27 protein-coding genes are annotated in these 24,995 nt (G+C 51.9%); 14 read left to right on the top strand and 13 right to left on the bottom strand.

The annotated features are described in order from the left end of the window. Positions 1–81: 81 nt before the first annotated feature. From murJ to rimJ, 4 genes are all read right to left on the bottom strand, one after another. Positions 82–1,617 carry a murein biosynthesis integral membrane protein MurJ gene (gene murJ / locus J4613_RS00570; RefSeq protein ID WP_001537775.1) on the bottom strand — a complete coding sequence of 512 codons (1,536 nt, stop codon included), beginning with the start codon at positions 1,615–1,617 and terminating at the stop codon, positions 82–84. A gap of 303 nt (positions 1,618–1,920) precedes the next feature. After that, a complete protein-coding gene (locus J4613_RS00565; protein WP_001259729.1) occupies positions 1,921–2,844 on the bottom strand; it encodes a Gfo/Idh/MocA family oxidoreductase in 924 nt (307 codons plus the stop codon). Between the two features lies 1 nt (position 2,845). Further along, positions 2,846–3,493 carry a YceH family protein gene (locus J4613_RS00560; protein ID WP_000873047.1) on the bottom strand — a complete coding sequence of 216 codons (648 nt, stop codon included), beginning with the start codon at positions 3,491–3,493 and terminating at the stop codon, positions 2,846–2,848. A gap of 35 nt (positions 3,494–3,528) precedes the next feature. Further along, positions 3,529–4,113, bottom strand: a complete 585-nt coding sequence (gene rimJ, locus J4613_RS00555) for a ribosomal protein S5-alanine N-acetyltransferase (protein WP_000468204.1) — start codon at positions 4,111–4,113, stop codon at positions 3,529–3,531. A 236-nt stretch (positions 4,114–4,349) separates the two neighbouring features. On the opposite strand from rimJ, the gene mdtH reads away from it, so the two are divergent. From mdtH to J4613_RS00505, 10 genes are all read left to right on the top strand, one after another. Continuing rightward, entirely contained in the window at positions 4,350–5,558 is a 1,209-nt protein-coding gene (gene mdtH / locus J4613_RS00550) for a multidrug efflux MFS transporter MdtH (protein WP_000092174.1), read from the top strand. 63 nt (positions 5,559–5,621) lie between these two features. Beyond that, positions 5,622–6,269: a glutaredoxin 2 gene (grxB, locus tag J4613_RS00545; RefSeq protein ID WP_000780893.1), complete on the top strand. Its 648-nt coding sequence runs from the start codon at positions 5,622–5,624 to the stop codon at positions 6,267–6,269. A 124-nt stretch (positions 6,270–6,393) separates the two neighbouring features. Next, positions 6,394–6,954, top strand: coding sequence for a lipoprotein (locus J4613_RS00540; RefSeq protein ID WP_000713054.1), 561 nt, complete (start codon positions 6,394–6,396; stop codon positions 6,952–6,954). Between the two features lie 103 nt (positions 6,955–7,057). Continuing rightward, the gene (pyrC, locus tag J4613_RS00535) at positions 7,058–8,104 is read left to right on the top strand and encodes a dihydroorotase (RefSeq protein ID WP_017466077.1); all 1,047 of its coding nucleotides are present in this window, start codon (positions 7,058–7,060) and stop codon (positions 8,102–8,104) included. 73 nt (positions 8,105–8,177) lie between these two features. Further along, positions 8,178–8,423 (top strand): DNA damage-inducible protein I, encoded by a 246-nt coding sequence (gene dinI / locus J4613_RS00530; protein ID WP_001217764.1) that lies wholly within the window; start codon positions 8,178–8,180, stop codon positions 8,421–8,423. Between the two features lie 289 nt (positions 8,424–8,712). Beyond that, positions 8,713–8,967, top strand: coding sequence for a biofilm formation regulator BssS (gene bssS / locus J4613_RS00525; protein WP_000414441.1), 255 nt, complete (start codon positions 8,713–8,715; stop codon positions 8,965–8,967). 112 nt (positions 8,968–9,079) lie between these two features. Continuing rightward, positions 9,080–10,198, top strand: a complete 1,119-nt coding sequence (gene solA, locus J4613_RS00520) for an N-methyl-L-tryptophan oxidase (protein ID WP_000872768.1) — start codon at positions 9,080–9,082, stop codon at positions 10,196–10,198. A 40-nt stretch (positions 10,199–10,238) separates the two neighbouring features. After that, a complete protein-coding gene (locus J4613_RS00515; protein ID WP_001253282.1) occupies positions 10,239–10,352 on the top strand; it encodes a YceO family protein in 114 nt (37 codons plus the stop codon). 262 nt (positions 10,353–10,614) lie between these two features. Further along, positions 10,615–11,187 (top strand): cytochrome b, encoded by a 573-nt coding sequence (locus J4613_RS00510; protein ID WP_001159776.1) that lies wholly within the window; start codon positions 10,615–10,617, stop codon positions 11,185–11,187. Next, a complete protein-coding gene (locus tag J4613_RS00505) occupies positions 11,184–11,759 on the top strand; it encodes a YceI family protein (protein ID WP_000739886.1) in 576 nt (191 codons plus the stop codon). The genes J4613_RS00510 and J4613_RS00505 overlap by 4 nt, the downstream gene beginning before the upstream one ends. Before the next feature lie 51 nt (positions 11,760–11,810). Here J4613_RS00505 and J4613_RS00500 read toward each other — a convergent pair whose 3' ends face one another. Beyond that, complete coding sequence (locus J4613_RS00500; protein WP_001748342.1) at positions 11,811–12,863, bottom strand: rhodanese-related sulfurtransferase; 1,053 nt, start codon at positions 12,861–12,863, stop codon at positions 11,811–11,813. Positions 12,864–13,082: 219 nt separating this feature from the next. Here J4613_RS00500 and J4613_RS00495 point away from each other — a divergent pair, with 219 nt between their 5' ends. From J4613_RS00495 to J4613_RS00485, 3 genes are all read left to right on the top strand, one after another. Beyond that, positions 13,083–14,003 carry a Kdo(2)-lipid IV(A) acyltransferase gene (locus J4613_RS00495; RefSeq protein ID WP_000163973.1) on the top strand — a complete coding sequence of 307 codons (921 nt, stop codon included), beginning with the start codon at positions 13,083–13,085 and terminating at the stop codon, positions 14,001–14,003. A 154-nt stretch (positions 14,004–14,157) separates the two neighbouring features. After that, positions 14,158–15,372: a multidrug efflux MFS transporter MdtG gene (gene mdtG, locus J4613_RS00490; RefSeq protein ID WP_000075053.1), complete on the top strand. Its 1,215-nt coding sequence runs from the start codon at positions 14,158–14,160 to the stop codon at positions 15,370–15,372. Between the two features lie 81 nt (positions 15,373–15,453). After that, on the top strand, positions 15,454–15,828 hold the full coding sequence (locus J4613_RS00485; protein ID WP_000180050.1) for a MysB family protein: 375 nt from the start codon (positions 15,454–15,456) through the stop codon (positions 15,826–15,828). On the opposite strand, the gene J4613_RS00480 is transcribed toward J4613_RS00485, so the two are convergent. From J4613_RS00480 to mdoG, 3 genes are all read right to left on the bottom strand, one after another. After that, complete coding sequence (locus J4613_RS00480) at positions 15,829–16,056, bottom strand: YceK/YidQ family lipoprotein (RefSeq protein ID WP_001217832.1); 228 nt, start codon at positions 16,054–16,056, stop codon at positions 15,829–15,831. 73 nt (positions 16,057–16,129) lie between these two features. After that, positions 16,130–18,673, bottom strand: a complete 2,544-nt coding sequence (mdoH, locus tag J4613_RS00475; RefSeq protein ID WP_001044610.1) for a glucans biosynthesis glucosyltransferase MdoH — start codon at positions 18,671–18,673, stop codon at positions 16,130–16,132. Further along, the gene (gene mdoG, locus J4613_RS00470; protein ID WP_001562609.1) at positions 18,666–20,201 is read right to left on the bottom strand and encodes a glucans biosynthesis protein MdoG; all 1,536 of its coding nucleotides are present in this window, start codon (positions 20,199–20,201) and stop codon (positions 18,666–18,668) included. Before mdoG ends, mdoH begins: the two co-directional genes overlap by 8 nt. 271 nt (positions 20,202–20,472) lie before the next feature. Between mdoG and mdoC the strand changes: the two genes are divergently transcribed. Continuing rightward, positions 20,473–21,627: a glucans biosynthesis protein MdoC gene (mdoC, locus tag J4613_RS00465; RefSeq protein WP_000100069.1), complete on the top strand. Its 1,155-nt coding sequence runs from the start codon at positions 20,473–20,475 to the stop codon at positions 21,625–21,627. Between the two features lie 16 nt (positions 21,628–21,643). On the opposite strand, the gene J4613_RS00460 is transcribed toward mdoC, so the two are convergent. The 5 genes from J4613_RS00460 to csgA form a co-directional block, all read right to left on the bottom strand. After that, the gene (locus J4613_RS00460; protein ID WP_000976323.1) at positions 21,644–23,131 is read right to left on the bottom strand and encodes a phospholipase D family protein; all 1,488 of its coding nucleotides are present in this window, start codon (positions 23,129–23,131) and stop codon (positions 21,644–21,646) included. Further along, the gene (gene ymdB, locus J4613_RS00455) at positions 23,067–23,606 is read right to left on the bottom strand and encodes an O-acetyl-ADP-ribose deacetylase (RefSeq protein WP_111742383.1); all 540 of its coding nucleotides are present in this window, start codon (positions 23,604–23,606) and stop codon (positions 23,067–23,069) included. The genes J4613_RS00460 and ymdB overlap by 65 nt, the downstream gene beginning before the upstream one ends. Positions 23,607–23,697: 91 nt before the next feature. After that, on the bottom strand, positions 23,698–24,018 hold the full coding sequence (locus J4613_RS00450) for a type 1 fimbrial protein (RefSeq protein WP_000111254.1): 321 nt from the start codon (positions 24,016–24,018) through the stop codon (positions 23,698–23,700). A gap of 130 nt (positions 24,019–24,148) precedes the next feature. Further along, positions 24,149–24,475, bottom strand: coding sequence for a curli assembly chaperone CsgC (gene csgC / locus J4613_RS00445; protein ID WP_000557256.1), 327 nt, complete (start codon positions 24,473–24,475; stop codon positions 24,149–24,151). Between the two features lie 61 nt (positions 24,476–24,536). Continuing rightward, a complete protein-coding gene (gene csgA / locus J4613_RS00440; protein ID WP_000771416.1) occupies positions 24,537–24,992 on the bottom strand; it encodes a curli major subunit CsgA in 456 nt (151 codons plus the stop codon). Positions 24,993–24,995 lie beyond the last annotated feature (3 nt).

Below are 24,995 nucleotides of genomic sequence, written 5' to 3'. Positions count from 1 at the left end.
TCATTGCCGGATGGCGACGTTGCGCCTTTCCGGCCTGAATGCCTTGTAGGCCTGATAGCACAGCGCTATCAGGCACTGAATTTACGCCGTCCGGCGAACAAACTCTTTCACTTTAAAGCCCAGCACGGCAAGCGCGGCGAAATAGGCCGCGATACCCGCGATCACTACCGCCATCAAACGCAGCAAACGCCATAACATCGACCCTTGCGACCACTCCGGCATAATATGCAACACGCCGAACAATACGGCGGCCATCACCAGTACGGAAATGATCAGACGCATCAGGAACCACATCCAGCCCGGTTGTGGCGTAAAGATATTCTGTTTGCGCAGTTGCCAGTACAGCAGCGACGCATTGAGACATGCCGCCAAACCAATAGAGAGCGACAGCCCGGCGTGTTTCAGCGGTCCAATAAACGCCAGGTTCATTAACTGCGTCATGATTAACGTCACTATGGCGATTTTCACCGGCGTTTTAATATCCTGGCGAGAATAGAAGCCCGGAGCCAGCACTTTTACGACGATCAAGCCAATCAGCCCCACCGAATAGGCGATTAACGCCCGCTGCGTCATCGCCGCATCAAAGGCGGTGAATTTACCGTACTGAAACAGCGAGACCGTCAGCGGCTTCGCCAGAATGCCTAACGCTACCGCGCTCGGCAACGCCAGTAAAAAGCACAAACGCAGCCCCCAGTCCATCAGGCGGCAGTACTCATCATGATTGCCGCTGGCAAAGCTTTTCGACAATGACGGCAACAGGATGGTCCCCAACGCCACGCCCAGCACGCCGGACGGGAACTCCATCAACCGATCGGCATAGTACATCCATGAGACCGAGCCGGAGGCCAGAAACGAGGCGAAAATGGTATTGATGATAAGGGAGATCTGACTGACGGAAACGCCCAAAATCGCCGGCCCCATCTGTTTGACCACCCGCATCGCCCCGGTGTCGCGAAAGTTAATGCGCGGCAGCACCAGCATACCGATCTTTTTCAAATACGGAAGTTGATACACCAGTTGCAGCACGCCGCCAACGGTGACTGCCCAGGCTAACGCCAGCACCGGCGGATTAAAGTATGGCGCGGCGAATAATGCAAAACCAATCATGCTGATATTAAGAAATGTCGGCGCAAAAGCGGGAATAGAGAAGCGATTCCAGGTGTTGAGAATGGCGCCAACCAGTGAAGCCAGCGAGATCAGCAGAATATAGGGAAATGTAATCCGCAGCAGTTGCGTCGTCAGCGCGAATTTATCCGCAGTATCGGCAAAACCCGGCGCGGTTACCATAATCACCCACGGGGCGGCCAGCATACCGGCCACCGTCACGACGGCCAATGCCAGCGTCAACAGGCCGGAAACGTAAGCGACAAAGATCCGCGTCGCTTCTTCACCCTGCTTGCTCTTATATTCCGCCAGGATAGGCACAAAGGCCTGAGAAAAAGCGCCTTCGGCAAAGATCCGGCGTAGTAAATTAGGGAGTTTAAACGCCACAAAAAAGGCGTCGGTCGCCATCCCTGCGCCAAAAATTCTGGCGACAATCGCATCACGGGCAAAGCCCAACACGCGTGAAAACATAGTCATCGAGCTGACGGCAGCCAGCGATTTCAATAAATTCATTTCTTTTGTATTCCAGACCCTGGCGTAAAACTCCTGCATGGCTGATCCATCGACCGGATAACGCAACTTCTGCCGTATCCGGCTGTATCACCGCGCCTGACGGCGACGTTAAAACGTCTTATCAGGCCTTACAGACTCCCCACGGTTTGCCATTATTCACTGTGAAAAGAGGTATTGTGTAGAGTGGGCATATATACCCGCCATACTTCGAGCTGCATGTGCGTTAGCTTTTCTGCAACTCGAATTATTGAGGGTATAGTACCTGGATTACGATGAATTACTACCGCCAGATGTTACAGAGGGTTATTCGCTGATGGCGTCCCGCCACAGCGCCTCCACGACGCGCTGGGCCAAAATCGCCTGCTCCCCCGCCGTTTCCGGAACCGTCTGATTTTGTACGCAGTCAATGAAATGCCGCGCGCATCCGACAAAACCACGCTGTTCAAGCGTCGTTTGCCAACTAGGAATGGGTTTGATGAGAATACCCTGCCCGCGCTCTTCGCGCCATTCACGCATATCCGTCACGTCATATAGCCCGCCGTCGGTGACGGCCTGGACCGATTCACGCTGACTTCCGGCGCGCCGGTGCATACTGGTGGTAATTTGTAGTTTGTCGGCGGAAAAATGATGTTCCGCATAGCACATTTCGCCGGACTCGCTGGTGAGCAACGTGCCGCTGGCAAGGCGCGCCTCGCCGCCCGCCAGCCACAGAGCGGTATCCACGACATGCAGATAGTCATCGAGCAAAGTAAAACGTAAGTCGTGCGGCCCGACGCTATCGGTACGATGTTTATCCATACGTAGTGACGCCGCAGTGCCGAGGCGCGTCTTCAGTTCGCGGTACAGCGGCGCGAAACGGCGATTAAAGCCAACCATCAGCGTCAATTTTTTTTGCGCCGCCAGCGCCACCAGCCGTTCGGCATCACGTAGATTTTCCGCCAGCGGTTTATCCACGCAGACATGGACGCCGGCATTGAGAAGTTCGCTGACCACGGCATAATGGCTTGCGGTACTGGAGTGGACAAAGACCGCATCGCAGCCGGACGCTAAATTCGCCAGCGAATCCACATACGGTATGCGCCAGCTTTCGCAAATACGTAAGGCTTTATCCCGCGAAGGAGACCAGGCGCCCTGTAACGTCCATCCGGCGGTGTTGGTTAATACCGGCAGCCAGGCCTTCTGCGCAATACCGCCTAACCCGACAATGCCAATCCGTAATGTTCTCACATTACTCTCCCAGGTGAGCTAACAAAGAATCCAGCCGCTGCTTTAACTCCGCCACTTCGCTTTCCAGCGCTTCGACGCGCGACTGAAGATCGCCCGACGCACTTTCCGGCGCAGACGTCTGGAGAGACAGTTCATCGACGTCGCCGCAAAAAAGGTGCATATAACGGCTTTCGCGCTTACCCGGTTCACGCGCCAGACGGACGACATACGGACCGTCCTCACGACTGGCAAGCCGTTCCAGCGTGGATTCAACTTCCGCCATATCGCTGAATTCATGCATCCGCGACGCCCGACTACGCAACTCGCCGGGCGTTTGCGCGCCGCGCAGCAGCAGCGTAGTGACAAGCGCCACTTCCGCCGCGCTAAGTTTCAGATCGCCAAATTCGGAATTACAGAAACGCTGTTCATATTTGGTGACGCGATTGCCAAACCCGCTGACCGTACGCAAAAAGTGGCGTTTCACCAGGTTATCGAGCTGTTCCTGCACCTCTTGTTCCGTCAGGTTCATCACCGGTTCACGGTTGGTTTTCTGATTACAGGCTGTCACCACCCCGTTGACGGAAAGCGGATACTGTTCCGGCGTTGTCACCTGCTTTTCCAGCAGACAGCCAATCACTCGCGCTTCAGTGGCGGTTAATTCATATTTCATCGTTTTCTCCCTTTGCCTCTCATTCCGTAAGCCGCTCAACGCCCCGGCGTCCATAACGGCGTGGTTAACGCCGTCAGGACATGGTCGCGCCATTGTCCATCAATCAACAGGTAATCTTTCGCATAGCCTTCTTTTTCAAAGCCAAGCCGCGCCAGCAACGCGCCGCTACGTTTGTTGTGCGGCATATAGTTCGCCATGATACGGTGGATATGCTGAGTGCGCTGCATATAGCGAATCGCAGCGGTTAAGGCTTCAAACATCAGCCCTTGCCCCTGCCACTTCTGCGCAATGGAATAGCCCAGATAACAGGCATGAAAAGAACCGCGCACCACATTGGAAAAATTCGCCACGCCGATAATTTCTTTTTCTTCCGGATCAAGTAGCGCGAAATAGAAGGCGGAGCCCTGTTTGTGAAATTCACCGATCATTCCCAGACGCGCCTGCCATCCTGAAGGATAACAATGACTTTCATCACGGACCGGTTCCCAGGGTTTTAAAAAATGACGATTTTCCGCGTAATAATCGGCCAGACGCCAGGCATCACGCTCATGCACTAAACGTACCACCAGACGATCGGTGGTTAAGCGCACTTTTGGCACGTTACTACGATAGCCAAACATTCTATACCTACTCCTTCCTGTAACGTCTTCAGCACGCCAGTAACATTACTATACCTGCGCAACCAGGCTCTGTGAAAAGCGCAAATCGTCATTTTTTGAATTGCTGCCACATTTTGATGAAAACTCTCGATTAAAAAGGACTTTTGATAAAAAAATATTGTCCCGCTAACGGTAGGAAAAAACGAAACGCCGCCGCAGAATAGAAGACGCTCATCTTTTATTTCCCGGGAGGGGAAATGTCGCGCGTCTCGCAGGCGAGGAACCTGGGTAAATATTTTCTTCTCATCGATAACATGTTAGTGGTGCTGGGTTTTTTCGTCGTCTTCCCGCTCATCTCTATTCGTTTTGTCGATCAAATGGGGTGGGCTGCCGTAATGGTAGGGATCGCGCTCGGCCTGCGTCAGTTTATTCAACAAGGTCTGGGCATTTTTGGCGGCGCCATCGCCGATCGCTTTGGCGCGAAACCGATGATTGTCACCGGTATGCTGATGCGCGCCGCAGGCTTTGCCACCATGGGTATCGCGCATGAGCCCTGGCTCTTGTGGTTTTCCTGCTTTCTTTCCGGTCTCGGCGGTACGCTTTTCGACCCGCCGCGTTCAGCGCTGGTGGTCAAATTAATTCGTCCGGAGCAACGGGGCCGCTTCTTCTCTCTGTTGATGATGCAGGACAGCGCGGGCGCGGTGATTGGCGCGCTGCTGGGAAGCTGGTTGCTACAATACGATTTTCGCCTGGTCTGCGCGACGGGCGCTATTTTGTTCATATTATGCGCCCTTTTCAATGCATGGCTGCTTCCGGCCTGGAAGCTATCAACGGTCAGAACGCCGGTGCGTGAAGGAATGCGCCGCGTCATGAGCGATAAAAGGTTTGTCACCTACGTGCTGACGCTGGCGGGCTACTATATGCTGGCGGTACAGGTCATGTTAATGCTGCCGATTATGGTAAACGATATCGCCGGCTCGCCTGCTGCCGTGAAATGGATGTACGCTATTGAGGCGTGTCTCTCGCTGACGTTGCTCTACCCGATTGCCCGCTGGAGCGAAAAGCGTTTTCGGCTGGAGCATCGGCTGATGGCCGGTTTGCTCGTCATGTCGCTGAGCATGATCCCCATCGGGATGGTGGGCAATTTACAGCAGCTTTTTACGCTTATTTGCGCTTTCTACATCGGCTCGGTTATCGCCGAACCGGCGCGCGAAACGCTCAGCGCGTCGCTCGCGGACGCGAGGGCGCGGGGAAGCTATATGGGCTTTAGCCGTCTGGGATTAGCCATTGGCGGCGCGATTGGTTATATCGGCGGCGGCTGGTTGTTTGATATGGGTAAAGCGCTTGCGCAGCCTGAACTACCGTGGATGATGCTCGGTATTATCGGTTTCATCACCTTTTTGGCTTTAGGCTGGCAATTTAGTCATAAACGCACGCCGCGCCGGATGCTGGAACCCGGCGCCTGATTTGATACCTGTCGCTATCTCCTCCATACTGGTCAGATACCGACAGTCAAATGGAGGAGAAACGTGAAGCTTTATATTTACGATCATTGCCCTTTCTGCGTTAAAGCCCGCATGATTTTCGGCCTGAAGAACATCCCCGTTGAACTTAACGTGTTACAAAATGACGACGAGGCGACGCCCACCCGGATGATTGGTCAAAAGATGGTACCCATCCTGCAAAAAGATGATAGTCGCTACCTTCCTGAAAGTATGGATATTGTACATTATGTCGACAACCTCGACGGCAAACCGCTGTTAACCGGGAAACGCAATCCAGCCATTGAAGAGTGGTTGCGCAAAGTTAACGGTTACGTTAATCAGCTACTGCTGCCGCGATTTGCAAAATCCGCTTTCGATGAATTTTCTACCCCTGCGGCGCGCCAGTATTTTATCCGCAAAAAAGAAGCCTCATCTGGCAGTTTTGACAACCATCTTGCGCACTCTGCCGGACTGATTAAAAAGATCGGCGATGATTTACGTTTGCTGGATAAACTCATCGTACAGCCTAACGCCGTTAACGGCGAATTATCGGAAGATGATATTCATCTGTTTCCGCTTCTGCGTAATCTGACGCTGGTCGCCGGTATCCACTGGCCGACAAAAGTCGCGGACTATCGCGATAATATGGCGAAGCAGACGCAAATTAATTTACTCTCCTCAATGGCTATCTAACGCCCGCCAGGCGGCAACCCTTTCTTGCCGCCTTTTTCAGCTTTTTCTAGTGACGCCATGTCCGCTGGCGCGACATGCTGCTTTGTGTCAAGATTAGGGCACAGGCAACATGCTAAGGAACGCCATGAAAAAGTTTTTTTTTGCCGCTGCGCTGGTAGTTAGCGGCCTGTTAGTGGGTTGTAATCAACTTACGCAATACACCATTAGCGAACAAGAAATCAATCAAGCGCTTGAAAAACGGAATAATTTCTCAAAAGATATTGGTCTGCCCGGCATTGCCGACGCGCATATCGTATTGACTAACCTTGCCAGCCAGATTGGTCGGGAAGAGCCTAATAAAGTCACCCTTACTGGCGATGCCAGGCTGGATATGAATTCCCTGTTTGGCAGTCAAAAAGCGACGATGAAACTCAAGCTAAAAGCCCTGCCGGTCTTTGATAAAGAAAAAGGCGCCATCTATCTTCAGGAGATGGAAGTAGTAGACGCCACCGTGACGCCGGAGAAAATGCAATCGGTGCTACAAACGCTTCTGCCCTATTTAAATCAGTCTTTACGTAGCTACTTTAACCAGCGGCCAGCTTACGTGTTGCGTGAGGACAGTAGTAAAGGCGAAGCGTTAGCGAAGAAACTCGCGAAAGGCATTGAAGTTAAACCTGGTGAAATCGTTATTCCTTTCACCAATTGATTTCGGAGGGCGCGCTCGCGCCCTTTTTTTACGTGCAAACGAAAACGTTTCCGCTTATCCTTTGTTTCCGGCAAAAAGACTATTCCTCAGCCGGAGCTTATTAATGACTGCACCATCCCAGGTTTTAAAGATCCGCCGCCCGGACGACTGGCACGTTCACCTTCGCGATGGCGACATGTTAAAAACGGTCGTACCCTATACCAGCGAAATTTATGGTCGCGCTATCGTGATGCCGAACCTGGCGTCCCCCATCACGACCGTTGATGCAGCGATCGCCTACCGCCAGCGTATTCTCGATGCGGTGCCCGCCGGGCATGATTTCACGCCGTTAATGACCTGCTATTTAACGGATTCGCTCGATGCCGATGAACTGGAGCGTGGTTTCCATGAAGGCGTATTTACTGCGGCTAAGCTTTACCCGGCCAATGCCACCACTAACTCCAGTCATGGCGTAACGTCAGTCGACGCTATCATGCCGGTACTGGAGCGGATGGAAAAACTCGGAATACCATTGCTGGTCCACGGGGAGGTGACCCATGCGGATGTTGATATATTCGATCGTGAAGCGCGTTTTATCGACACCGTAATGGAACCGCTACGCCAGCGTCTGACCGCGCTTAAAGTGGTCTTTGAGCACATCACGACCAAAGATGCCGCGCAGTATGTACGTGACGGCAACGACTACCTGGCGGCTACCATTACGCCTCAACATTTAATGTTTAACCGTAATGATATGCTGGTCGGCGGCATTCGTCCTCACCTGTACTGTCTGCCGATTCTGAAACGCAATATTCACCAGCAGGCGTTACGCGAACTGGTTGCCAGTGGTTTTACGCGCGCCTTCCTGGGGACGGATTCAGCGCCGCATTCACGTCATCGTAAAGAGACCAGTTGCGGCTGCGCCGGTTGTTTCAACGCCCCCTCCGCCCTTGGCAGTTATGCCACCGTGTTTGAGGAAATGAACGCGCTGGCGCACTTTGAAGCGTTCTGTTCACTGAATGGCCCGCAATTCTATGGCCTGCCGGTGAATACGGGGTGGGTGGAACTGGTTCGCGATGAACAACAGGTACCGGAAAATATCGCGCTGGCTGATGATTCGCTGGTGCCTTTTTTAGCGGGTGAAACAGTACGCTGGTCAGTAAAAAAATAAAAAATGCGCTTATCTGTTGCTATATATTGGATTTAACTGTATATATATCCAGTATATTCAACAGGGGGCCATTATGCGTATTGAAGTCACTATAGCCAAAACGTCACCTCTGCCTGCCGGTGCGATTGATGCGCTGGCGGGCGAACTCTCCCGTCGTATTAGCCATCATTTTCCTGAGAACTTGGGTAACGTCACCGTGCGTTACGCTACCGCCAACAACTTGTCCGTCATTGGCGCATCAAAAGAGGAAAAAGAACGCATTAGCGAGATTCTCCAGGAGACCTGGGAGAGCGCTGATGACTGGTTCATCAATGAATAAAAAATGATATGCAGTGATGTATGTTTGCCGGGTCGCCCCGGCTTTTTTATTTGCGCAACTGATGAATATTTCGCCTGACCGTCAAAATAATTGCACAACATCCTAAAAAAATATGAATGAACTGCCGCTTTATTGTTCATATAATTCTTAAAAAGAGAAATTTATCCTCCGGTCTCTTTAAAAACGCAGTGAATAGCCTTATTAATTGGTATACTGAAGTTGCTTCAGAAGAAAAACACGCATTGAACCTCGAGAACCGTTGTCTTATAACACGTACCAGGGGGGCATGATGGAAAAGAATAATGAAGTCATTCAGACCCATCCGCTTGTAGGATGGGACATCAGCACCGTCGATAGCTATGATGCGCTGATGCTGCGTTTGCACTACCAGACCCCAAATCGTCCGGAACCGGAAGGGACTGAAGTTGGTCAAACGCTCTGGTTAACGACAGATGTAGCCAGGCAATTTATTTCAATATTAGAAGCCGGCATCGCCAAAATAGAATCAGGTGATTACCAGGAAAACGAGTATCGTCGCCATTAGCGTGACGCGCTCCCCCTCTCTCAGGCACCGTAAGGTGCCTCACTTATTTCTGGCTTGTATATCTCAGCGCAGTTATTTACCCTGAAATCATCGCGATAGCAGAGAGAAGCTGATGAAATACGACCTTATTATTATCGGCAGCGGTTCGGTTGGCGCCGCCGCTGGTTATTACGCCACCCGCGCCGGGCTAAAGGTCCTGATGACCGATGCGCATATGCCGCCTCATCAACAGGGCAGCCATCACGGCGATACCCGACTTATCCGCCACGCTTATGGTGAAGGCGAAAAATATGTCCCGCTGGTGCTTCGCGCCCAGGCGCTTTGGGATGAACTCTCCACACACAATGAAGAGCCTATTTTTGTCCGCTCCGGCGTCGTCAACCTCGGCCCGGCCGATTCCGCTTTCTTAGCCAACGTCGCACGAAGCGCGCAACAGTGGCAATTGAACGTCGAGCGCCTGGACGCGACGGCCCTCATGACGCGCTGGCCGGAAATTCGCGTGCCCGATAATTATATCGGGCTGTTTGAAGCTGACTCCGGTTTCCTGCGCAGCGAATTAGCCATTACCACATGGCTTCGTCTGGCCCGAGAGGCTGGCTGCGCACAGCTATTCAACAGCCCGGTAAGCCATATTCACCATGATGATAACGGTGTGACGATAGAGACGAGTGAAGGCAGCTACCACGCCAGCAAGGCGCTGATTAGCGCGGGCACCTGGGTCAAAGCGCTAGTACCGGAGCTGCCCATTCAGCCTGTACGTAAAGTCTTTGCCTGGTTTAAGGCGGATGGACGCTACAGCACTAAAAACCGCTTTCCGGCCTTTACCGGCGAAATGCCCAACGGCGATCAATATTACGGCTTCCCGGCGGAGAACGACGAGTTAAAAATCGGCAAACACAATGGCGGACAGCTAATACAGGCTCAGGAAGAGCGCAAGCCCTTTGCCGCCGTTGCCAGCGATGGCGCGGAAGCATTTCCTTTCCTGCGTAACGTATTGCCGGGTATCGGCGGTTGTTTACATGGGGCGGCATGTACCTATGATAATTCGCCGGACGAGGATTTTATTATCGATACGCTGCCTGGCCATGAGAACACGCTTGTCATCACTGGACTCAGCGGACATGGTTTTAAATTCGCCCCGGTGTTAGGAGAAATCGCTGCGGATTTTGCGTTGGGAAAAACGCCCTCCTTTGATCTGACGCCGTTCCGGCTTTCCCGTTTTAGCCAATAATTTGTCGGCCCCGTAAAGGGGCTGTTTATTAAGGTAAGCTATGCGTCGTCTCTTTCATTTTCTGATGAATAATATTCGCGAACATTTCATGCTTTACGTTATTCTTTGGTCGCTGCTGGCGGTGATGGATATTGTTTATCTCCTTTTCTTCTGATTGCTTTTCATTGACGTTAACTGACACTTCCTGAAAATTCCTCACTTTTTATTTCATAACGTTGAAGCACGGCAATAATGCCAGTTCCTGCCGTTGCGCGGTTATCAGGGGGAAATATCTCGAAACTTCTGAAGCTGAACCGCAAACAACATCAAAATTATTGAAATAAAAATAAATATCATTCAAATTCTTATTTATAAGTTGCATTCGGCGCTTTTCCACGCCATTTTCATTCTCTCGTGAAATATTCGTTGGTGTGTTTATGCAATTTAAAAATACTCCACAGCGTTATGGCGTGATTTCCGCCGCGCTCCACTGGCTGACCGCCCTGGTGGTCTATGGCATGTTTGCGTTGGGCTTATGGATGGTCACGCTCAGTTATTACGACGGCTGGTATCACCAGGCACCGGAAATGCATAAAAGTATTGGCATATTACTGATGATGGCGCTGATCGTGCGTATTATCTGGCGGCTTTATTCGCCACCGCCCGTTGCTTTGACCAGCTATTCCCGTTTAACGCGCGCTGGCGCCGCCGCGGGGCATCTCCTCCTGTATCTCCTGCTCTTTGCGATAATCATTAGCGGCTACCTGATTTCCACCGCCGATGGTAAACCGATTAGCGTCTTTGGCTGGTTTGAGATTCCGGCCACGCTTACGGATGCGGGCGCGCAGGCTGACATCGCCGGAACGCTGCATCTGTGGTTTGCCTGGTCGCTGGTCATTATCTCGCTCTCGCATGGGGTTATGGCGCTAAAACACCATTTCATCGATAAAGACGACACACTGAAACGTATGACAGGAATGTCGTCATCTGACTATGGAGCTCAAAAATGAAAAAAAACCTGCTGGGATTCACCCTCGCATCCTTGTTATTCACGACCGGTTCCGCCGTGGCGGCGGAGTATAAAATTGATAAAGAAGGCCAACATGCGTTCGTCAATTTCCGCATTCAGCATCTGGGCTACAGCTGGCTATACGGCACCTTTAAAGATTTCGACGGCACGTTCACTTTTGACGAAAAAAATCCGTCGGCAGACAAAGTGAACGTGACCATTAACACCAATAGCGTCGACACTAACCATGCCGAACGTGACAAACACCTGCGTAGCGCGGAATTTCTTAATGTTGCGAAATTCCCGCAGGCAACCTTCACCTCTACCAGCGTGAAAAAAGAGGGCGATGAACTGGATATTACCGGCAATCTGACGCTCAATGGCGTGACTAAACCGGTAACGCTGGAAGCGAAGCTGATGGGCCAGGGCGACGATCCGTGGGGCGGTAAGCGCGCGGGCTTTGAGGCCGAAGGAAAAATTAAGCTGAAGGATTTCAATATAACTACCGATCTCGGCCCGGCCTCACAAGAGGTTGAGCTTATCATCTCAGTAGAAGGCGTTCAGCAGAAGTAACGCCTGGCGAAATGCCGGATAGCGGCCTTTACGCTGCTATCCGGCAAAATATTACTCAGCCGGATCGGGAATGCTCAGTTTGCTATTAAGCCGACCACGCGATTTATTAAAAATTTTGTTGCCGTTCTCACGACCCGCGCGACGTCGCCGCTGTTCTTCCTCCGGCAAGGCCAACTCTTCACAGCATTGTTCACTACAGCAGCCGTTAAATTTACTGGCGCACTGCGGACACTGGATAAACAGCAGATGGCAACCGTCATTTTTGCAGTTGGTATGGCTATCGCAGGGCGCGCCGCACTGATGGCAATGCGCGATAACCTCATCCGAGATTCGTTCGCCCATTCGCTCATCAAATACAAAGTTTTTGCCGATAAAGCGAACGGGAAGCCCCTGCTCGCGCGCGCGACGGGCGTACTCAATGATGCCACCCTCAATATGCCAGACTTTATTGAAACCGTTGTGTTTCATCCAGGCGCTGGCTTTCTCACAACGAATACCGCCGGTACAGTACATCACTATCTTTTTATCTGCATGTTCCCGCAGCATTTTAACCGCTTTTGGCAACTGTTCACGAAACGTATCCGCCGGGATTTCCAGAGCATTTTCGAAATGGCCGACTTCATACTCATAGTGGTTGCGCATATCAATAAAGACCGCATCAGGATCGTCCAGCATCGCATTCACATCTGCCGCCTTCAGATAATCGCCGACATTACTGGCGTCAAAACTCGGATCGTCAATACCGTCAGCGACGATACGGTCGCGAACTTTCATACGCAGCACCCAAAATGACTTTCCGTCATCCTCCAGCGCGATATTTAAACGCAGCCCGTCCAGCGCGGGATCGAACGTATAAAGCTGTTGACGAAACGTCTCGAGCTTGCTTTGCGGCACGCTGATTTGCGCATTGATGCCTTCATGTGCCAGGTAAACGCGACCAAAAACGTCCAACGCCGTAAACACCTGATACAACGCGTCCCGCGTCTGTTGCGGCGAGGCGATTGTGAAATATTTATAAAAAGAAATTGTCGTACGCGGCTCGCTTTCCGCCAGCATTTTGGCTTTCAGCTCGTCATTAGAGATGCGGTTGTGTAACACTGGCATGGTGTACGTATCCTGCAATCAGCAAAAAATAAAGTGGGCAGGCATGATAAGGCAAGTCTCGCCAATTTACATCCACACATTTTGCGCTACATTTCCTGCTTTACACTAAATAATTAACAACAATTGTCGATTTAATCGCCACTCTCCTGCTACATATTTTTGCTCAACGCAAAAAGATGCGAGAATACGGGGAATTGTTCGTTGAAAGACAGGATAGAAATGACGAAGTTGCCTAAGTTCTCCGTGGCCTTACTGCACCCGCGCTATTGGTTAACCTGGTTGGGTATAGGCGCGCTTTGGTTGGTCGTGCAACTCCCCTACCCGGTCATCTATAAGTTGGGTTGCGCATTGGGCCACCTGGCGCGACGCGTAATGAAACGCCGCGCGAAAATCGCCTATCGCAACCTTGAATTATGCTTTCCGGAAATGAGCGCGCAGGAACGCCACACCATGGTGGTCAAAAACTTTGAATCCGTCGGTATGGGCGTGATGGAAACCGGCATGGCCTGGTTCTGGCCCGATCGGCGAGTGAACCGCTGGATGGAAGCGAGCGGTCTGGAGCATATCCGTGAAGTTAAAGCGCAGGGGCTGGGGTTCATTCTGGTAGGAATACATTTCCTTACCCTTGAGTTTGGCGCCCGCATGTTTGGTATGCATAACCCAGGGATCGGAGTTTATCGCCCGAATGATAATCCGTTGCTCGACTGGTTACAGACCTGGGGACGCTTACGCTCCAATAAATCGATGTTGGATCGCAAAGATCTGAAAGGCATGGTTAAGGCATTGAAAAGCGGCGAATTGATCTGGTATGCGCCGGATCACGATTATGGCCCGCGCGCCAGCGTTTTTGTACCATTATTTGCCGTCGACCAGGCTGCCACGACCTCCGGTACCTGGATGCTGGCGCGCATGTCTAAAGCCTGTATTATCCCCTTCGTTCCTCGCCGTAAACCCGATGGGAAAGGCTACGAACTGATCATTCTTCCTGCGGAATATTCGCCTCCGCTGGAGAGCGCAGAAGCGACTGCCGCATGGATGAATAAGATTGTTGAGCAGTGCATTATGATGGCGCCAGAGCAGTATATGTGGCTGCATCGCCGCTTTAAAACTCGCCCTGAAGGCGTACCGTCGCGCTATTGACAGGATTGCAGCCGTCAGGCTGCAATTTTTCCCCTCTTTTAGCTTTAAAAGCTCCCCACATTGCGAGGCTGGTAAGGTCGGCGCATAATTATAATTAGTACGCTCATAATTAAATTGATGATAGCGCAAAACGCGCATCATACTGTGGAACGCTATGTCACCCTCTGATGTCCCCATAAACTGGAAACGCAATCTAACCGTTACCTGGCTGGGCTGTTTTTTAACCGGCGCGGCATTCAGTCTGGTCATGCCTTTTCTCCCTCTCTACGTTGAGCAACTCGGTGTAACAGGCCATAGCGCGCTTAACATGTGGTCCGGGCTGGTCTTTAGTATTACGTTCCTCTTTTCAGCTATCGCTTCCCCTTTTTGGGGCGGTCTGGCGGATCGTAAAGGGCGTAAGATCATGCTGTTGCGTTCCGCTCTCGGCATGGCCATTGTGATGCTGTTAATGGGCATGGCGCAAAATATCTGGCAATTTCTGATCCTCCGCGCGTTATTAGGCCTGCTGGGCGGATTTATTCCCAACGCCAATGCGCTCATCGCCACTCAGGTGCCGCGCCACAAAAGCGGCTGGGCGTTAGGGACGCTCTCTACTGGCGGCGTCAGCGGCGCTCTGCTTGGCCCACTTGCGGGCGGTCTGCTCGCCGACCATTACGGCCTTCGTCCGGTCTTTTTTATTACCGCCAGCGTTTTGTTTATCTGTTTTCTGCTCACCTTCTTTTTCATTCGCGAGAATTTCCTGCCGGTGAGCAAAAAAGAGATGCTTCACGTTCGGGAAGTGGTCGCCTCGTTAAAAAATCCCCGCCTGGTGTTAAGCCTGTTTGTCACCACGCTGATTATTCAGGTGGCGACGGGGTCTATTGCGCCCATCCTGACGCTCTATGTGCGCGAACTCGCAGGCAATGTCAGTAATATTGCGTTCATTAGCGGAATGATAGCGTCCGTTCCCGGCGTGGCGGCATTACTTAGCGCCCCCCGGCTCGGCAAGCTTGGCGACAGAATTGGCCCGGAAAAGATCCTTATCGTCGCGCTGATTATTTCCGTACTGCTGCTGATTCCAATGTCTTTTGTGCAAACGCCGTGGCAGCTCGCGCTATTGCGGTTTCTGCTTGGCGCGGCGGATGGCGCGCTGCTGCCAGCCGTTCAAACTCTGCTGGTTTACAACTCTACCAACCAGATAGCCGGGCGCATATTCAGTTACAACCAATCTTTCCGCGATATCGGCAACGTCACCGGCCCTCTCATGGGCGCCGCAATTTCCGCGAGCTATGGCTTCCGCGCCGTATTCTGCGTCACGGCAGGCGTGGTGTTGTTCAATGCTATCTATTCATGGAACAGCTTACGACGGCGCAGACTGGCAATAGAATAATTTTTGCGCTTTCATACTTGCAATATTACAGAATCAGCTATTCTTTCCCTAAATACCTCATCAAATCAAAGGGAGACACTGATGACCATGTATGCCACGCTGGAAGAAGCTATCGATGCAGCCCGGGAAGAATTTCTGGCTGACCATCCAGGCCTCGAACAAGACGAAGCGAATGTGCAGCAGTTCAACGTTCAGAAATATGTACTGCAGGATGGGGACATCATGTGGCAGGTCGAATTTTTCGCCGATGAAGGTGAAGATGGCGAATGTCTGCCGATGCTGAGTGGTGAAGCCGCGCAGAGCGTGTTTGACGGCGATTATGATGAGATAGAGATCCGCCAGGAGTGGCAGGAAGAGAATACTTTGCATGAATGGGATGAAGGGGAATTCCAGCTTGAACCCCCGCTTGATACCGAGGAAGGCCGTACTGCGGCAGACGAATGGGATGAGCGTTAATTACTCATAAGGCCCGTGGTGAATATCGAGCGGCAGTAGCAGTGTATCGAAGATCAGTGAGAAGGGCAGATCGAGGATAGTGATATAGCGCCATGCGGAATCACGCATATCCCACTGCACGCCAGGGTAATACTGGTTACCGTGTCCTTGTCCGGGGATCGTTCTGCTGATAATACTGCCGCAGCCGCTCAGGGTAATTACCATTATACTCACCGCGAATATACGCACCTGATACCTCATTTCACTATAAAAATACCGGCATCACGCCGGTATTTTTCACCTCACTCCAGACCTGAAGACCTTATCTCGCTGACGATGTTCGTCCCTGCAACGCCTGCGGATTCAGGACGAGAGACTGATAATGGTTTACCCAGGAAGAGTATCTCTCTGGCGCATTCCAGACCCGATAGTGTAAACGCGCCATCGTCACCGGATCGCTGAGCAAAACCAGACGCCGATCGCGGTTCAGTTTCTCCGGCGTTTCGTTTAGCGCCTGCTCCACATGACGATCGCGGGCTATTTCCAGTACCTTACTGGCGCGGTGACGCGCAGTGGCCATCGCGGTCGCCAGCGCATTAAGCGACGGGTTAAATACCGCATGCATAAAGCCATCGTCCAGAATACGGCGGCGATTCATCTCCAGATATTTATCGGTATCGACTAACACCTGAGGCGGCGAATACTCTTCTGGGATCAGGAACAGCTTCCAGCGTTTGGTGCGTAATCCTACCGTTGAACGACTGGAGATCACCGAAACAAATGGCGACAGAATCAGCGAAAAGACAATCGGCGCCAGCCAGAACAGAAAGCGTAAATCCAGCCACGCCATACCCACCGCCCAGACCAGCCCCAGCAGCAGTTGAGAGCCGTGACGCATAAAGGCTTCTCCCCACGGCGTAGAATCATCGTCGCGTTGCGGTGAGTTCCAGACCACTTCCCAGCCGAGAAACGCGCTGACCACAAACACGGTATGAAACAGCATACGCACCGGCGCCAGCAATACGGAGAACAGCACTTCCAGCAACAGCGACAGCGTAACGCGCCAGAAACCGCCATACTCTTTGGTGCCTTTACACCAGATCAGCATAATACTGAGCAGCTTCGGCAGGAACAGCAGCACCATCGTTGATGCAAACAGCGCGATTGCCAGTTCCGGACGCCACTGCGGCCAGACCGGAAAAAGCTGGCGCGGCTGAAGGAAATATTGCGGCTCTGTTAACGCATGAACGACCTGCAGCGCGGTAGAAAGCGCGAGGAACATAAACCATAACGGCGCGGACAGATATGACATTACCCCCGTCAGGAACACGGCGCGATGCACCGGGTGCATTCCTTTCACCAGGAACAGACGAAAGTTCATCAGGTTGCCGTGACACCAGCGGCGGTCGCGTTTAAGCTCATCCAGCAGGTTTGGCGGCAGCTCTTCATAGGAGCCGGGGAGATCGTAGGCAATCCAGACGCCCCACCCTGCCCGACGCATTAGCGCCGCCTCCACAAAGTCGTGGGAAAGAATCGATCCGGCGAACGAACCTTCTCCCGGCAGCGGCGCCAGAGCGCAGTGCTCGATAAACGGCTTCACGCGGATAATGGCATTGTGCCCCCAGTAGTGCGACTCCCCCAACTGCCAGAAGTGCAGCCCGGCGGTAAACAGCGGCCCATAGACGCGGGTCGCGAACTGTTGGCAGCGGGCATACAGAGTATCCATCCCCGACGCTTTCGGCGAAGACTGGATAATCCCGGCGTTTGGATTCGCTTCCATCAGGCGCACCAAGCCGCTCAGACACTCGCCGCTCATCACTGAGTCCGCGTCCAGCACCACCATATAGCTGTACTGATTGCCCCAGCGGCGGCAAAAATCGTCAATATTGCCGCTTTTGCGTTTCATACGGCGGCGGCGGCGACGGTAAAAAATTTGGCCTTCGCCCTGCACTTCCGCGATAAGCTCCATCCACGCCTTTTGCTCCGCCACGCAGATATCCGGGTTATAACTGTCGCTAAGGATATAGACGTCGAAATGCGCGGCGTTGCCTGTGGCTTTAACGGACTCCCAGGTCGCGCGCAGACCGGCGAAAACGCGACTAACGTCTTCATTACAGATAGGCATGATCAGCGCCGTCCGGTGTTCCGGATTGAGGGGCTCATCGCCAACCGTAGACGCGGAGATGCTGTACTTATCGCGCCCGATAAGCAGTTGCAGGAAGCCCATCAGCGCCGTCCAGAATCCGGCTGACACCCAGCAGAACAGCACGGCAAACAGAATCAGGATACCGGTTTGCAGCATGTAGGGCAGGAGCTGCATAAAAGAGACCCAAATATCCTGCCCCACCATATCCATAGGATTGATGAGCGCCCATCCCTGATAAGGCAGAATGGTCTTCATATACCAGGTCGCGACGACGGTTTGCGCCAGAGTCAAAATTAACAAAATATAGCGGCGTATAGTGCCGACGGTACGCCATTTTTGCTCGCTCGCCTGCTCTTCTTTTGTCAGACGAGAAACATAGCGCGGCGTTACATCCCGCCCACGCAGACGATCCCAGAAACGGCCAACCGGGTTGGTTCGCCAGGGATCAGGAAACATCGAAGAGCGCGTCGCTTTTGGCATAGCCTGCAACTGATCGCGCCCTTCATCATCTTTAATTAACTGCCCCTTCGCCAATGAATCCGGCCAGGCGTGTTCAAGGCGGGCTTTTACGGAACCCTGCGGTGAATCGTCTTCTCGCGAGTAAGTCCGATGCTCGGCATCCAGCGCCTGATGCACGGCGCGGATGTCAGTTTTCGGCAATGCCGCTTTCTCACGTTCAGAAAGCAGCAGTGCGTCAATATACTCAGTTGTTTTATTCATTGGCAGGTAACTGGTAGCTCCAGGTTTCACTTAGCGTCTGATCGGCATTCACCAATGCGGCACGCATTTCCGTGGTTTTCTTCGCGTCTTTGACTTTCACGCGCAGCATTAAACGCCAGCCTTTAGTGACTGGGTTATAGCGTACATTACTGTCAACGATTTCACCGTTATCGCCAATGCTGGTTTGCGCAGCGACAGGCGTATCCGGCGGCAGTTTTTTCATGTCGGCGCCAACGAAATCCACCACAAAGGCAATAGTGCCGTCGGGCTGGCGAATCAGATTCGACTGTTTAACGTCGCCCGTTGAGCGGCGTGTTTGCAGCACCCAAGCATTATCCGGCGCATGAAGTTTATCTTCATCGCGGCTGAAGGTCAGAGTGTACTTGAAGTTCATCTCTTTACCCGGTTCCGGCAGTTGATCCGGAGTCCAGTAAGCGACGATGTTATCGTTGGTTTCATCATTGGTCGGAATTTCAACCAGTTCAACCTTACCTTTGCCCCAGTCGCCTTTCGGGGTAATCCAGGCGCTTGGACGCAGGTCGTAGCGATCGTCTAAATCTTCAAAGCGCGAGAACTCGCGACCACGCTGCAACAGGCCGAATCCCTGAGGGTTTTCCATTGCATAGCTGCTCACAGCGAGGTGTTTTGGATTGTTCAGCGGACGCCAAATCCACTCGCCATTACCCGCATGAATGGATAAGCCGTTCGAGTCATGCAGTTCCGGACGATAGTTGGTCGTCGGCGACGGCTGGTTTGGCCCAAACAGGAACATACTGGTTAATGGCGCAACGCCCAGCTTGCCCACTTTATCGCGCAGATAGACTTTTGACTGCACGTCCACCACGGTATCGCGGCCAGGAATGATCACAAAACGGTAAGCGCCGGTCGCGCGCGGAGAATCCAGTAATGCATAGACGGTCAAACGCTTATCGGTGGGTTTTGGACGCTCAATCCAGAACTCGCGAAAGCGGGGAAACTCTTCACCAGATGGTAAGGCGGTATCAATCGCCAGGCCGCGCGCAGATAAGCCATATACCTGGCCTGCGCCGATAACGCGGAAATAGCTGGCGCCAAGCATACTGACGATTTCGTCGTTCTTATCTTTACTGTTGATGGGGTACAGAACTTTGAACCCGGCGAAGCCTAAATCTTTTACCGTGTCTTTATCGTGCTGAACATTGCCAAAATTGAAGTAATCCGGGCTGTATTTGATTCTTTTGACCGTCGTCGCCGTCACTTCGTTAATCTTGACCGGCGTATCGAAGTACATCCCCTGATGGTAAAATTCGAGCTTAAAAGGGGTCTTTAAGTTGTTCCAGTAGGCTTTATCGCTGTTAAACTGGATCTGCTGATAATCCGCATATTTCATGTCGCGGAAAACGGAGGGCAAGTTGCTTTTAGGCGCCTCATAGCCTTTCCCGGCTAAAGATTGAGCTTGTTTTGCCACGTCATCAATACTGAACGCCCAGCTCGATGATGCGTAAAGCGTTAACATAATAGCTGCGCCCAACCAACGCATTTTCATCATTTGTCGTTTATGTTTCATAATAAGTAAGCACTTCCCCCTTTGTGTGCTTATATCGATCCGATCCATTTTAATGGATAATCAGGCATTACGACAACTGAATCCAGGCTTTGTTCAGCGCGCTGGCTCATGGATTAAGCACCTCCCGCGCCTGTTTTCACTTTGCGTGCTTATCCTGGAGACAGGTTGTCGGAGTTGGTGTAGGGTTGCTACCGAATGTAACTATAATTCGCCTTATGGATAAGGTGAAAAATCTGAGAATACGTGACCTTATATGAGCTCTGTACCCGCGCCGCGTGAATATTTTCTTGACTCTATCCGCGCATGGCTGATGTTGTTAGGGATTCCCTTTCATATCTCGTTGATCTATTCCACTCACAGTTGGCATGTCAATAGCGCCACGCCATCATGGTGGCTAACCCTGTTTAACGATTTTATCCACGCTTTTCGTATGCAGGTGTTTTTTGTTATTTCTGGTTATTTTTCGTACATGTTGTTTTTACGTTATCCGTTAAAACGCTGGTGGAAAGTACGGGTAGAACGTGTGGGTATTCCTATGCTTACCGCAATCCCTTTGCTTACCTTGCCGCAATTTATCCTGTTGCAATATGTCAAAGAGAAAACAGAGAACTGGCCTACACTCTCTGCCTATGAAAAATATAATACGTTAGCATGGGAACTCATTTCACATCTGTGGTTTTTACTGGTGCTGGTGATATTAACCACAGTCAGCATCGGGATTTTTACCTGGTTCCAAAAAAGGCAGGAAACAAGCAAGCCTCGTCCCGCCGCTATTTCACTGGCTAGGCTTTCGCTTATTTTTTTCCTGCTGGGGATGGCTTACGCCGCTATCAGGCGCATTATTTTCATCGTATATCCGGCAATCCTCAGTGACGGCATGTTCAATTTTATTGTGATGCAAACGCTATTTTATGTGCCGTTTTTTATTCTCGGCGCGTTGGCCTTCATTCACCCCGATCTGAAAGCGCGCTTCACCACGCCCTCACGCGGATGCACTTTAGGCGCTGCCGTTGCTTTTATCGCGTATCTGCTGAATCAACGTTATGGGAGCGGCGACGCCTGGATGTACGAAACCGAATCCGTGATTACGATGGTAATGGGGCTGTGGATGGTGAACGTGGTATTCTCACTGGGGCATCGCTTGTTAAACTTCCAGTCCGCGCGTGTCACCTATTTCGTAAATGCTTCGCTGTTTATCTATCTGGTGCATCATCCCTTAACGCTTTTCTTTGGCGCGTATATTACGCCGCATATCTCCTCCAACCTGATCGGGTTCTTGTGCGGGCTGATATTTGTTATGGGTATTGCGTTAATTCTGTATGAAATTCATTTACGCATCCCGCTCCTGAAATTTCTCTTTTCAGGTAAACCGCCGGTAAAACAAGAAAGCCGCGCCGCGATCGGGTAGTTTTCCGCGCGCGGGTTCACAGCAACCATTCCACAGGTAAAATTGCCGCCAACCGTACCAGAACTCGCTGCCAGAAACGCGTAGCGGGTTCTTTCTTTAACACCTTTTCCTCTTCTTGCTGACGATCGATCCAGTTAATTCGTCCCCAGCGATCCAGCCGCAGTTGCCAGGCCGCATCGCGTTGGCTCTGCGTAAAACGCTTATGAATAAGCGTCGCCAGCGTTTCACTTTCAATGACAAAGCCCATTTCGGTATTTAAAAGCGTTGAACGGGGATCAAAATTAAGCGACCCGATAAACACCTTACTACCATCAATACTGAACGTTTTAGCATGTAAGCTGGAACCTGAGTTCCCGGTGAGTCCGCGATCATGTACGGCGGTTTCATGTTCGCGGGTCGGTTTCAGTTCGTAGAGCTCCACGCCATAGCGCAGTAATTTCTTGCGCCAGCGCGCGTACCCTGCGTGAACGACCGCCACATCGTTGGCCGCCAGAGAGTTAGTTAAGATGGCGATCTTCACGCCTTTCCTGACCAGATTAAGCAACTGCGCCACGCCTGCGCGCGTAGGGACAAAGTAAGCGGAAATAATGTCGATACGCTCCGTCGGCGACCCCATCACGTCAAATAATCGCTGCGGAAGAAGCGAATGGCGCTGCGCCTTCCCCTCGCCTTTAGAAGGGTCATCGCTAAGCAAGCGTGTTTTTGCCCAAATCAGCGGCAACGTTCCGCGATCGAGATCCGCCATAAACTGGCTGGTTTCCAGCTTATGCAGATAACGGCGGGTGATCTCATCGTTATACCAGGATTCGGGAAGTTCGATACGCTGCGTCAGTTCCTGCTCAGAAAGGGATAATACTTGCTGCAATGTCGACACTGAACTACAGCGCCAGTAACGTTCAAAATCATTGGCGACATCATTGACCACCGGGCCAATGGCCATCACGTCCAGATCGGAAAATAGCGGCTCCTCGCCAGCGCCGAAATAGGCATCGCCGATGTTGCGCCCACCGACCAGCGTCACTACGCCGTCGGCAGTGTAACTTTTATTGTGCATCCGCCGATTCAGCCGCGCAAAATCCGTCAAATATCCCAGCGCGCGTAGCGTACGAAAAGAGAAAGGATTAAACAGACGAACTTCGATATTAGGATGGCTATCCAGCAAGCGCAACGTATCATCCAGACCAGGCGTATTGTTATCATCCAGCAGCAGACGAACATGAACGCCGCGCTTCGCCGCCGACAGCAGAACCGAAAAGAGCAGCCGCCCGGACATATCGTCTTCCCAAATATAATACTGCACATCCAGCGTCCGCGCCGCCATTTCGGTCAGGCGGTAGCGGGCGGCAAAAGCGTCCAGACTGTTATCCAGCGCAAGAATGCCGCACTCTCCGGGATGGCGCGCGCATAGCGGTTCAACGGCACGCTCCAGGCGTGTTTTATCAGGCAGGGTCGTCGCCTTGCTGAGTAAGTAATCTTGCGTAAAGCCGGGCAGTTTCTTCATCATAACAGACAAAGTATACCTGTTCAGGCAGAGCGTAACGGGTAATAAAATCTGAAACCGTCCTGACGGCGACTTCAGCGGCCTGGGCGCGTGGATAGCCATAAACGCCGGTACTGATTGCCGGAAAAGCGATGGAACGAAAGTGATTCGCCTCGGCAAGCAGCAAACAATTCCGGTATGCCTCTTCGAGTAGCTCAGCGTCCTGGTGTTCGCCGCCTCGCCAGACGGGCCCCACTGTGTGAATAACCGCCTTTGCCGAAAGCTTGCCAGCAGGCGTGATAACCGCATGTCCCGTCTGACATTCGCCCTGTTGCTGACGGATGAGTTTACAGGCGTCCAGCAATGCCGGCCCCGCCGCGCGATGAATCGCGCCGTCTACGCCACCGCCGCCCATTAATGATGCGTTAGCGGCATTCACAATCGCATCGACGCTAAGTTGAGTGATATCACCCTGTATGACCTGAAGACGTGATGTCATAACCCCCCCCCCTTTTTTGTCTCACCTTATCTGCAAAGTGTACAGCAGGGCTTTCAACAGAGTCGCTCTTTTTATATCTATGACACCGCCGTTAACGGTACTCAATATTCATCACCGCCAGGCTTTTTTGCGCATCGAGATAATGCAGCCGTACCGTCGCAATGGACTGAATATCCTGCGGTAATCCAGATGCCTGCCGAAGGTCTATCCGGTGCATTTGCTTTTTACCTTCGCGTAGGCAGGTTAAATCAATATTTTCGGCGTGAGTAGAAATATCGCACAGTGGCTCAACAATCGCGCCGCGAAAATGGATAACGCCGCCCTGTACCGTTTGTTGCCCTACCGCAGAATGGATAAAAAAAGCGCAGATACACAGGCCTATGGCAGGGATATTTTTCTTGATTACGGACATGTTAACTCCTCAATGATTAGTCATCCTCGAGGGTTCGGCGTTACCTTTTAGCGACATGCCGAGACGATGAGACGCTTTTATCGCCTCTTTATACCCAGGTCAGCCAATCCATTTCCGCCACCATCAAAAACTACTGTGCAGAAGGCGGCCATTGTTGTGATAAATGCAGTGATTGTCCGTCCGAAACAGTAACAATAATTTTAACCGAGTCCTCTGAAGATATATTTACACTAAGACGAGACAACTCAATCGGTTGATTAGCAGGTAAAGATAGCGTTTGTTTTTGCTGTGTATGGCTTTGTCCCCCGACGCCGTCGCGCACAGAGAGAATTTGCACCTGACAGACGCAGGGTTCGTTTAATGTGACCTGAGGGATCACCGTGTAAATATCGCCTTGCTGAGTCGTAGTAAACGTAATCTGATTTGAAAGTGCGGCAAGGAGCAATAAAGTATGCATAATTTCCTCCCGAAAAAAAACAGGGCTTATGCCCTGTTTTTTTATTAGCGCAGACGCTAAATTAATACTGGTTAGCCGTGGCGTTGTTGCCAAAACCAACCTGACGCACCATTACGCTGGAATCAGATGCGGTCTGATTAACCAGCGCGGCGTTATTACCGCCGTATTGACCGACAGTAATATCGGAGTTTTTAGCGTTCCACTGGTCGATGGTGGCATTGTTTCTGAAACCATTCTGAGTCAGTTCAATAGTACTGTTATCCGCACCCTGGCCTACATCGGCGCCGTTACCATAACCGCTCTGGGTAATGGTCGTTTCAGATTTACGGGCATCGCTTTGCAGAGCAAGCGCAGCGTTAGCGGAACCGTACTGATAAATGCTCAACGTGGAATCCGGGCCGGAACTATTGCCGCCGCCGTTATGATTACCGCCGCCGCCCCATTGTGGAACGACGCCAGCCAGAGCACTGCCAGAAACTACGATTGCTGCGAATGCTGCCACTTTTAAAAGTTTCATGGT

This window comes from Salmonella sp. 32020114201800008SM (assembly GCF_017572025.1).
Classification (GTDB): Bacteria; Pseudomonadota; Gammaproteobacteria; order Enterobacterales; family Enterobacteriaceae; genus Salmonella; species Salmonella enterica.
The sequence above is the reverse complement of the archived record's forward strand: the minus strand, read 5'-3'. Positions and strand labels throughout refer to the sequence as shown.

What these genes read in the sequence shown, in the direction of transcription:
- murJ (WP_001537775.1), bottom strand. Translation starts at nt 1,617, where the DNA reads ATGAATTTATTGAAATCGCTGGCTGCCGTCAGCTCGATGACTATGTTT.
- J4613_RS00560 (WP_000873047.1), bottom strand. Translation starts at nt 3,493, where the DNA reads ATGAAATATGAATTAACCGCCACTGAAGCGCGAGTGATTGGCTGTCTG.
- rimJ (WP_000468204.1), bottom strand. Translation starts at nt 4,113, where the DNA reads ATGTTTGGCTATCGTAGTAACGTGCCAAAAGTGCGCTTAACCACCGAT.
- mdtH (WP_000092174.1), top strand. Translation starts at nt 4,350, where the DNA reads ATGTCGCGCGTCTCGCAGGCGAGGAACCTGGGTAAATATTTTCTTCTC.
- J4613_RS00540 (WP_000713054.1), top strand. Translation starts at nt 6,394, where the DNA reads ATGAAAAAGTTTTTTTTTGCCGCTGCGCTGGTAGTTAGCGGCCTGTTA.
- pyrC (WP_017466077.1), top strand. Translation starts at nt 7,058, where the DNA reads ATGACTGCACCATCCCAGGTTTTAAAGATCCGCCGCCCGGACGACTGG.
- dinI (WP_001217764.1), top strand. Translation starts at nt 8,178, where the DNA reads ATGCGTATTGAAGTCACTATAGCCAAAACGTCACCTCTGCCTGCCGGT.
- bssS (WP_000414441.1), top strand. Translation starts at nt 8,713, where the DNA reads ATGGAAAAGAATAATGAAGTCATTCAGACCCATCCGCTTGTAGGATGG.
- solA (WP_000872768.1), top strand. Translation starts at nt 9,080, where the DNA reads ATGAAATACGACCTTATTATTATCGGCAGCGGTTCGGTTGGCGCCGCC.
- J4613_RS00515 (WP_001253282.1), top strand. Translation starts at nt 10,239, where the DNA reads ATGCGTCGTCTCTTTCATTTTCTGATGAATAATATTCGCGAACATTTC.
- J4613_RS00510 (WP_001159776.1), top strand. Translation starts at nt 10,615, where the DNA reads ATGCAATTTAAAAATACTCCACAGCGTTATGGCGTGATTTCCGCCGCG.
- J4613_RS00505 (WP_000739886.1), top strand. Translation starts at nt 11,184, where the DNA reads ATGAAAAAAAACCTGCTGGGATTCACCCTCGCATCCTTGTTATTCACG.
- J4613_RS00500 (WP_001748342.1), bottom strand. Translation starts at nt 12,863, where the DNA reads ATGCCAGTGTTACACAACCGCATCTCTAATGACGAGCTGAAAGCCAAA.
- J4613_RS00495 (WP_000163973.1), top strand. Translation starts at nt 13,083, where the DNA reads ATGACGAAGTTGCCTAAGTTCTCCGTGGCCTTACTGCACCCGCGCTAT.
- mdtG (WP_000075053.1), top strand. Translation starts at nt 14,158, where the DNA reads ATGTCACCCTCTGATGTCCCCATAAACTGGAAACGCAATCTAACCGTT.
- J4613_RS00485 (WP_000180050.1), top strand. Translation starts at nt 15,454, where the DNA reads ATGACCATGTATGCCACGCTGGAAGAAGCTATCGATGCAGCCCGGGAA.
- mdoH (WP_001044610.1), bottom strand. Translation starts at nt 18,673, where the DNA reads ATGAATAAAACAACTGAGTATATTGACGCACTGCTGCTTTCTGAACGT.
- mdoG (WP_001562609.1), bottom strand. Translation starts at nt 20,201, where the DNA reads ATGATGAAAATGCGTTGGTTGGGCGCAGCTATTATGTTAACGCTTTAC.
- mdoC (WP_000100069.1), top strand. Translation starts at nt 20,473, where the DNA reads ATGAGCTCTGTACCCGCGCCGCGTGAATATTTTCTTGACTCTATCCGC.
- J4613_RS00460 (WP_000976323.1), bottom strand. Translation starts at nt 23,131, where the DNA reads ATGATGAAGAAACTGCCCGGCTTTACGCAAGATTACTTACTCAGCAAG.
- ymdB (WP_111742383.1), bottom strand. Translation starts at nt 23,606, where the DNA reads ATGACATCACGTCTTCAGGTCATACAGGGTGATATCACTCAACTTAGC.
- J4613_RS00450 (WP_000111254.1), bottom strand. Translation starts at nt 24,018, where the DNA reads ATGTCCGTAATCAAGAAAAATATCCCTGCCATAGGCCTGTGTATCTGC.
- csgC (WP_000557256.1), bottom strand. Translation starts at nt 24,475, where the DNA reads ATGCATACTTTATTGCTCCTTGCCGCACTTTCAAATCAGATTACGTTT.
- csgA (WP_000771416.1), bottom strand. Translation starts at nt 24,992, where the DNA reads ATGAAACTTTTAAAAGTGGCAGCATTCGCAGCAATCGTAGTTTCTGGC.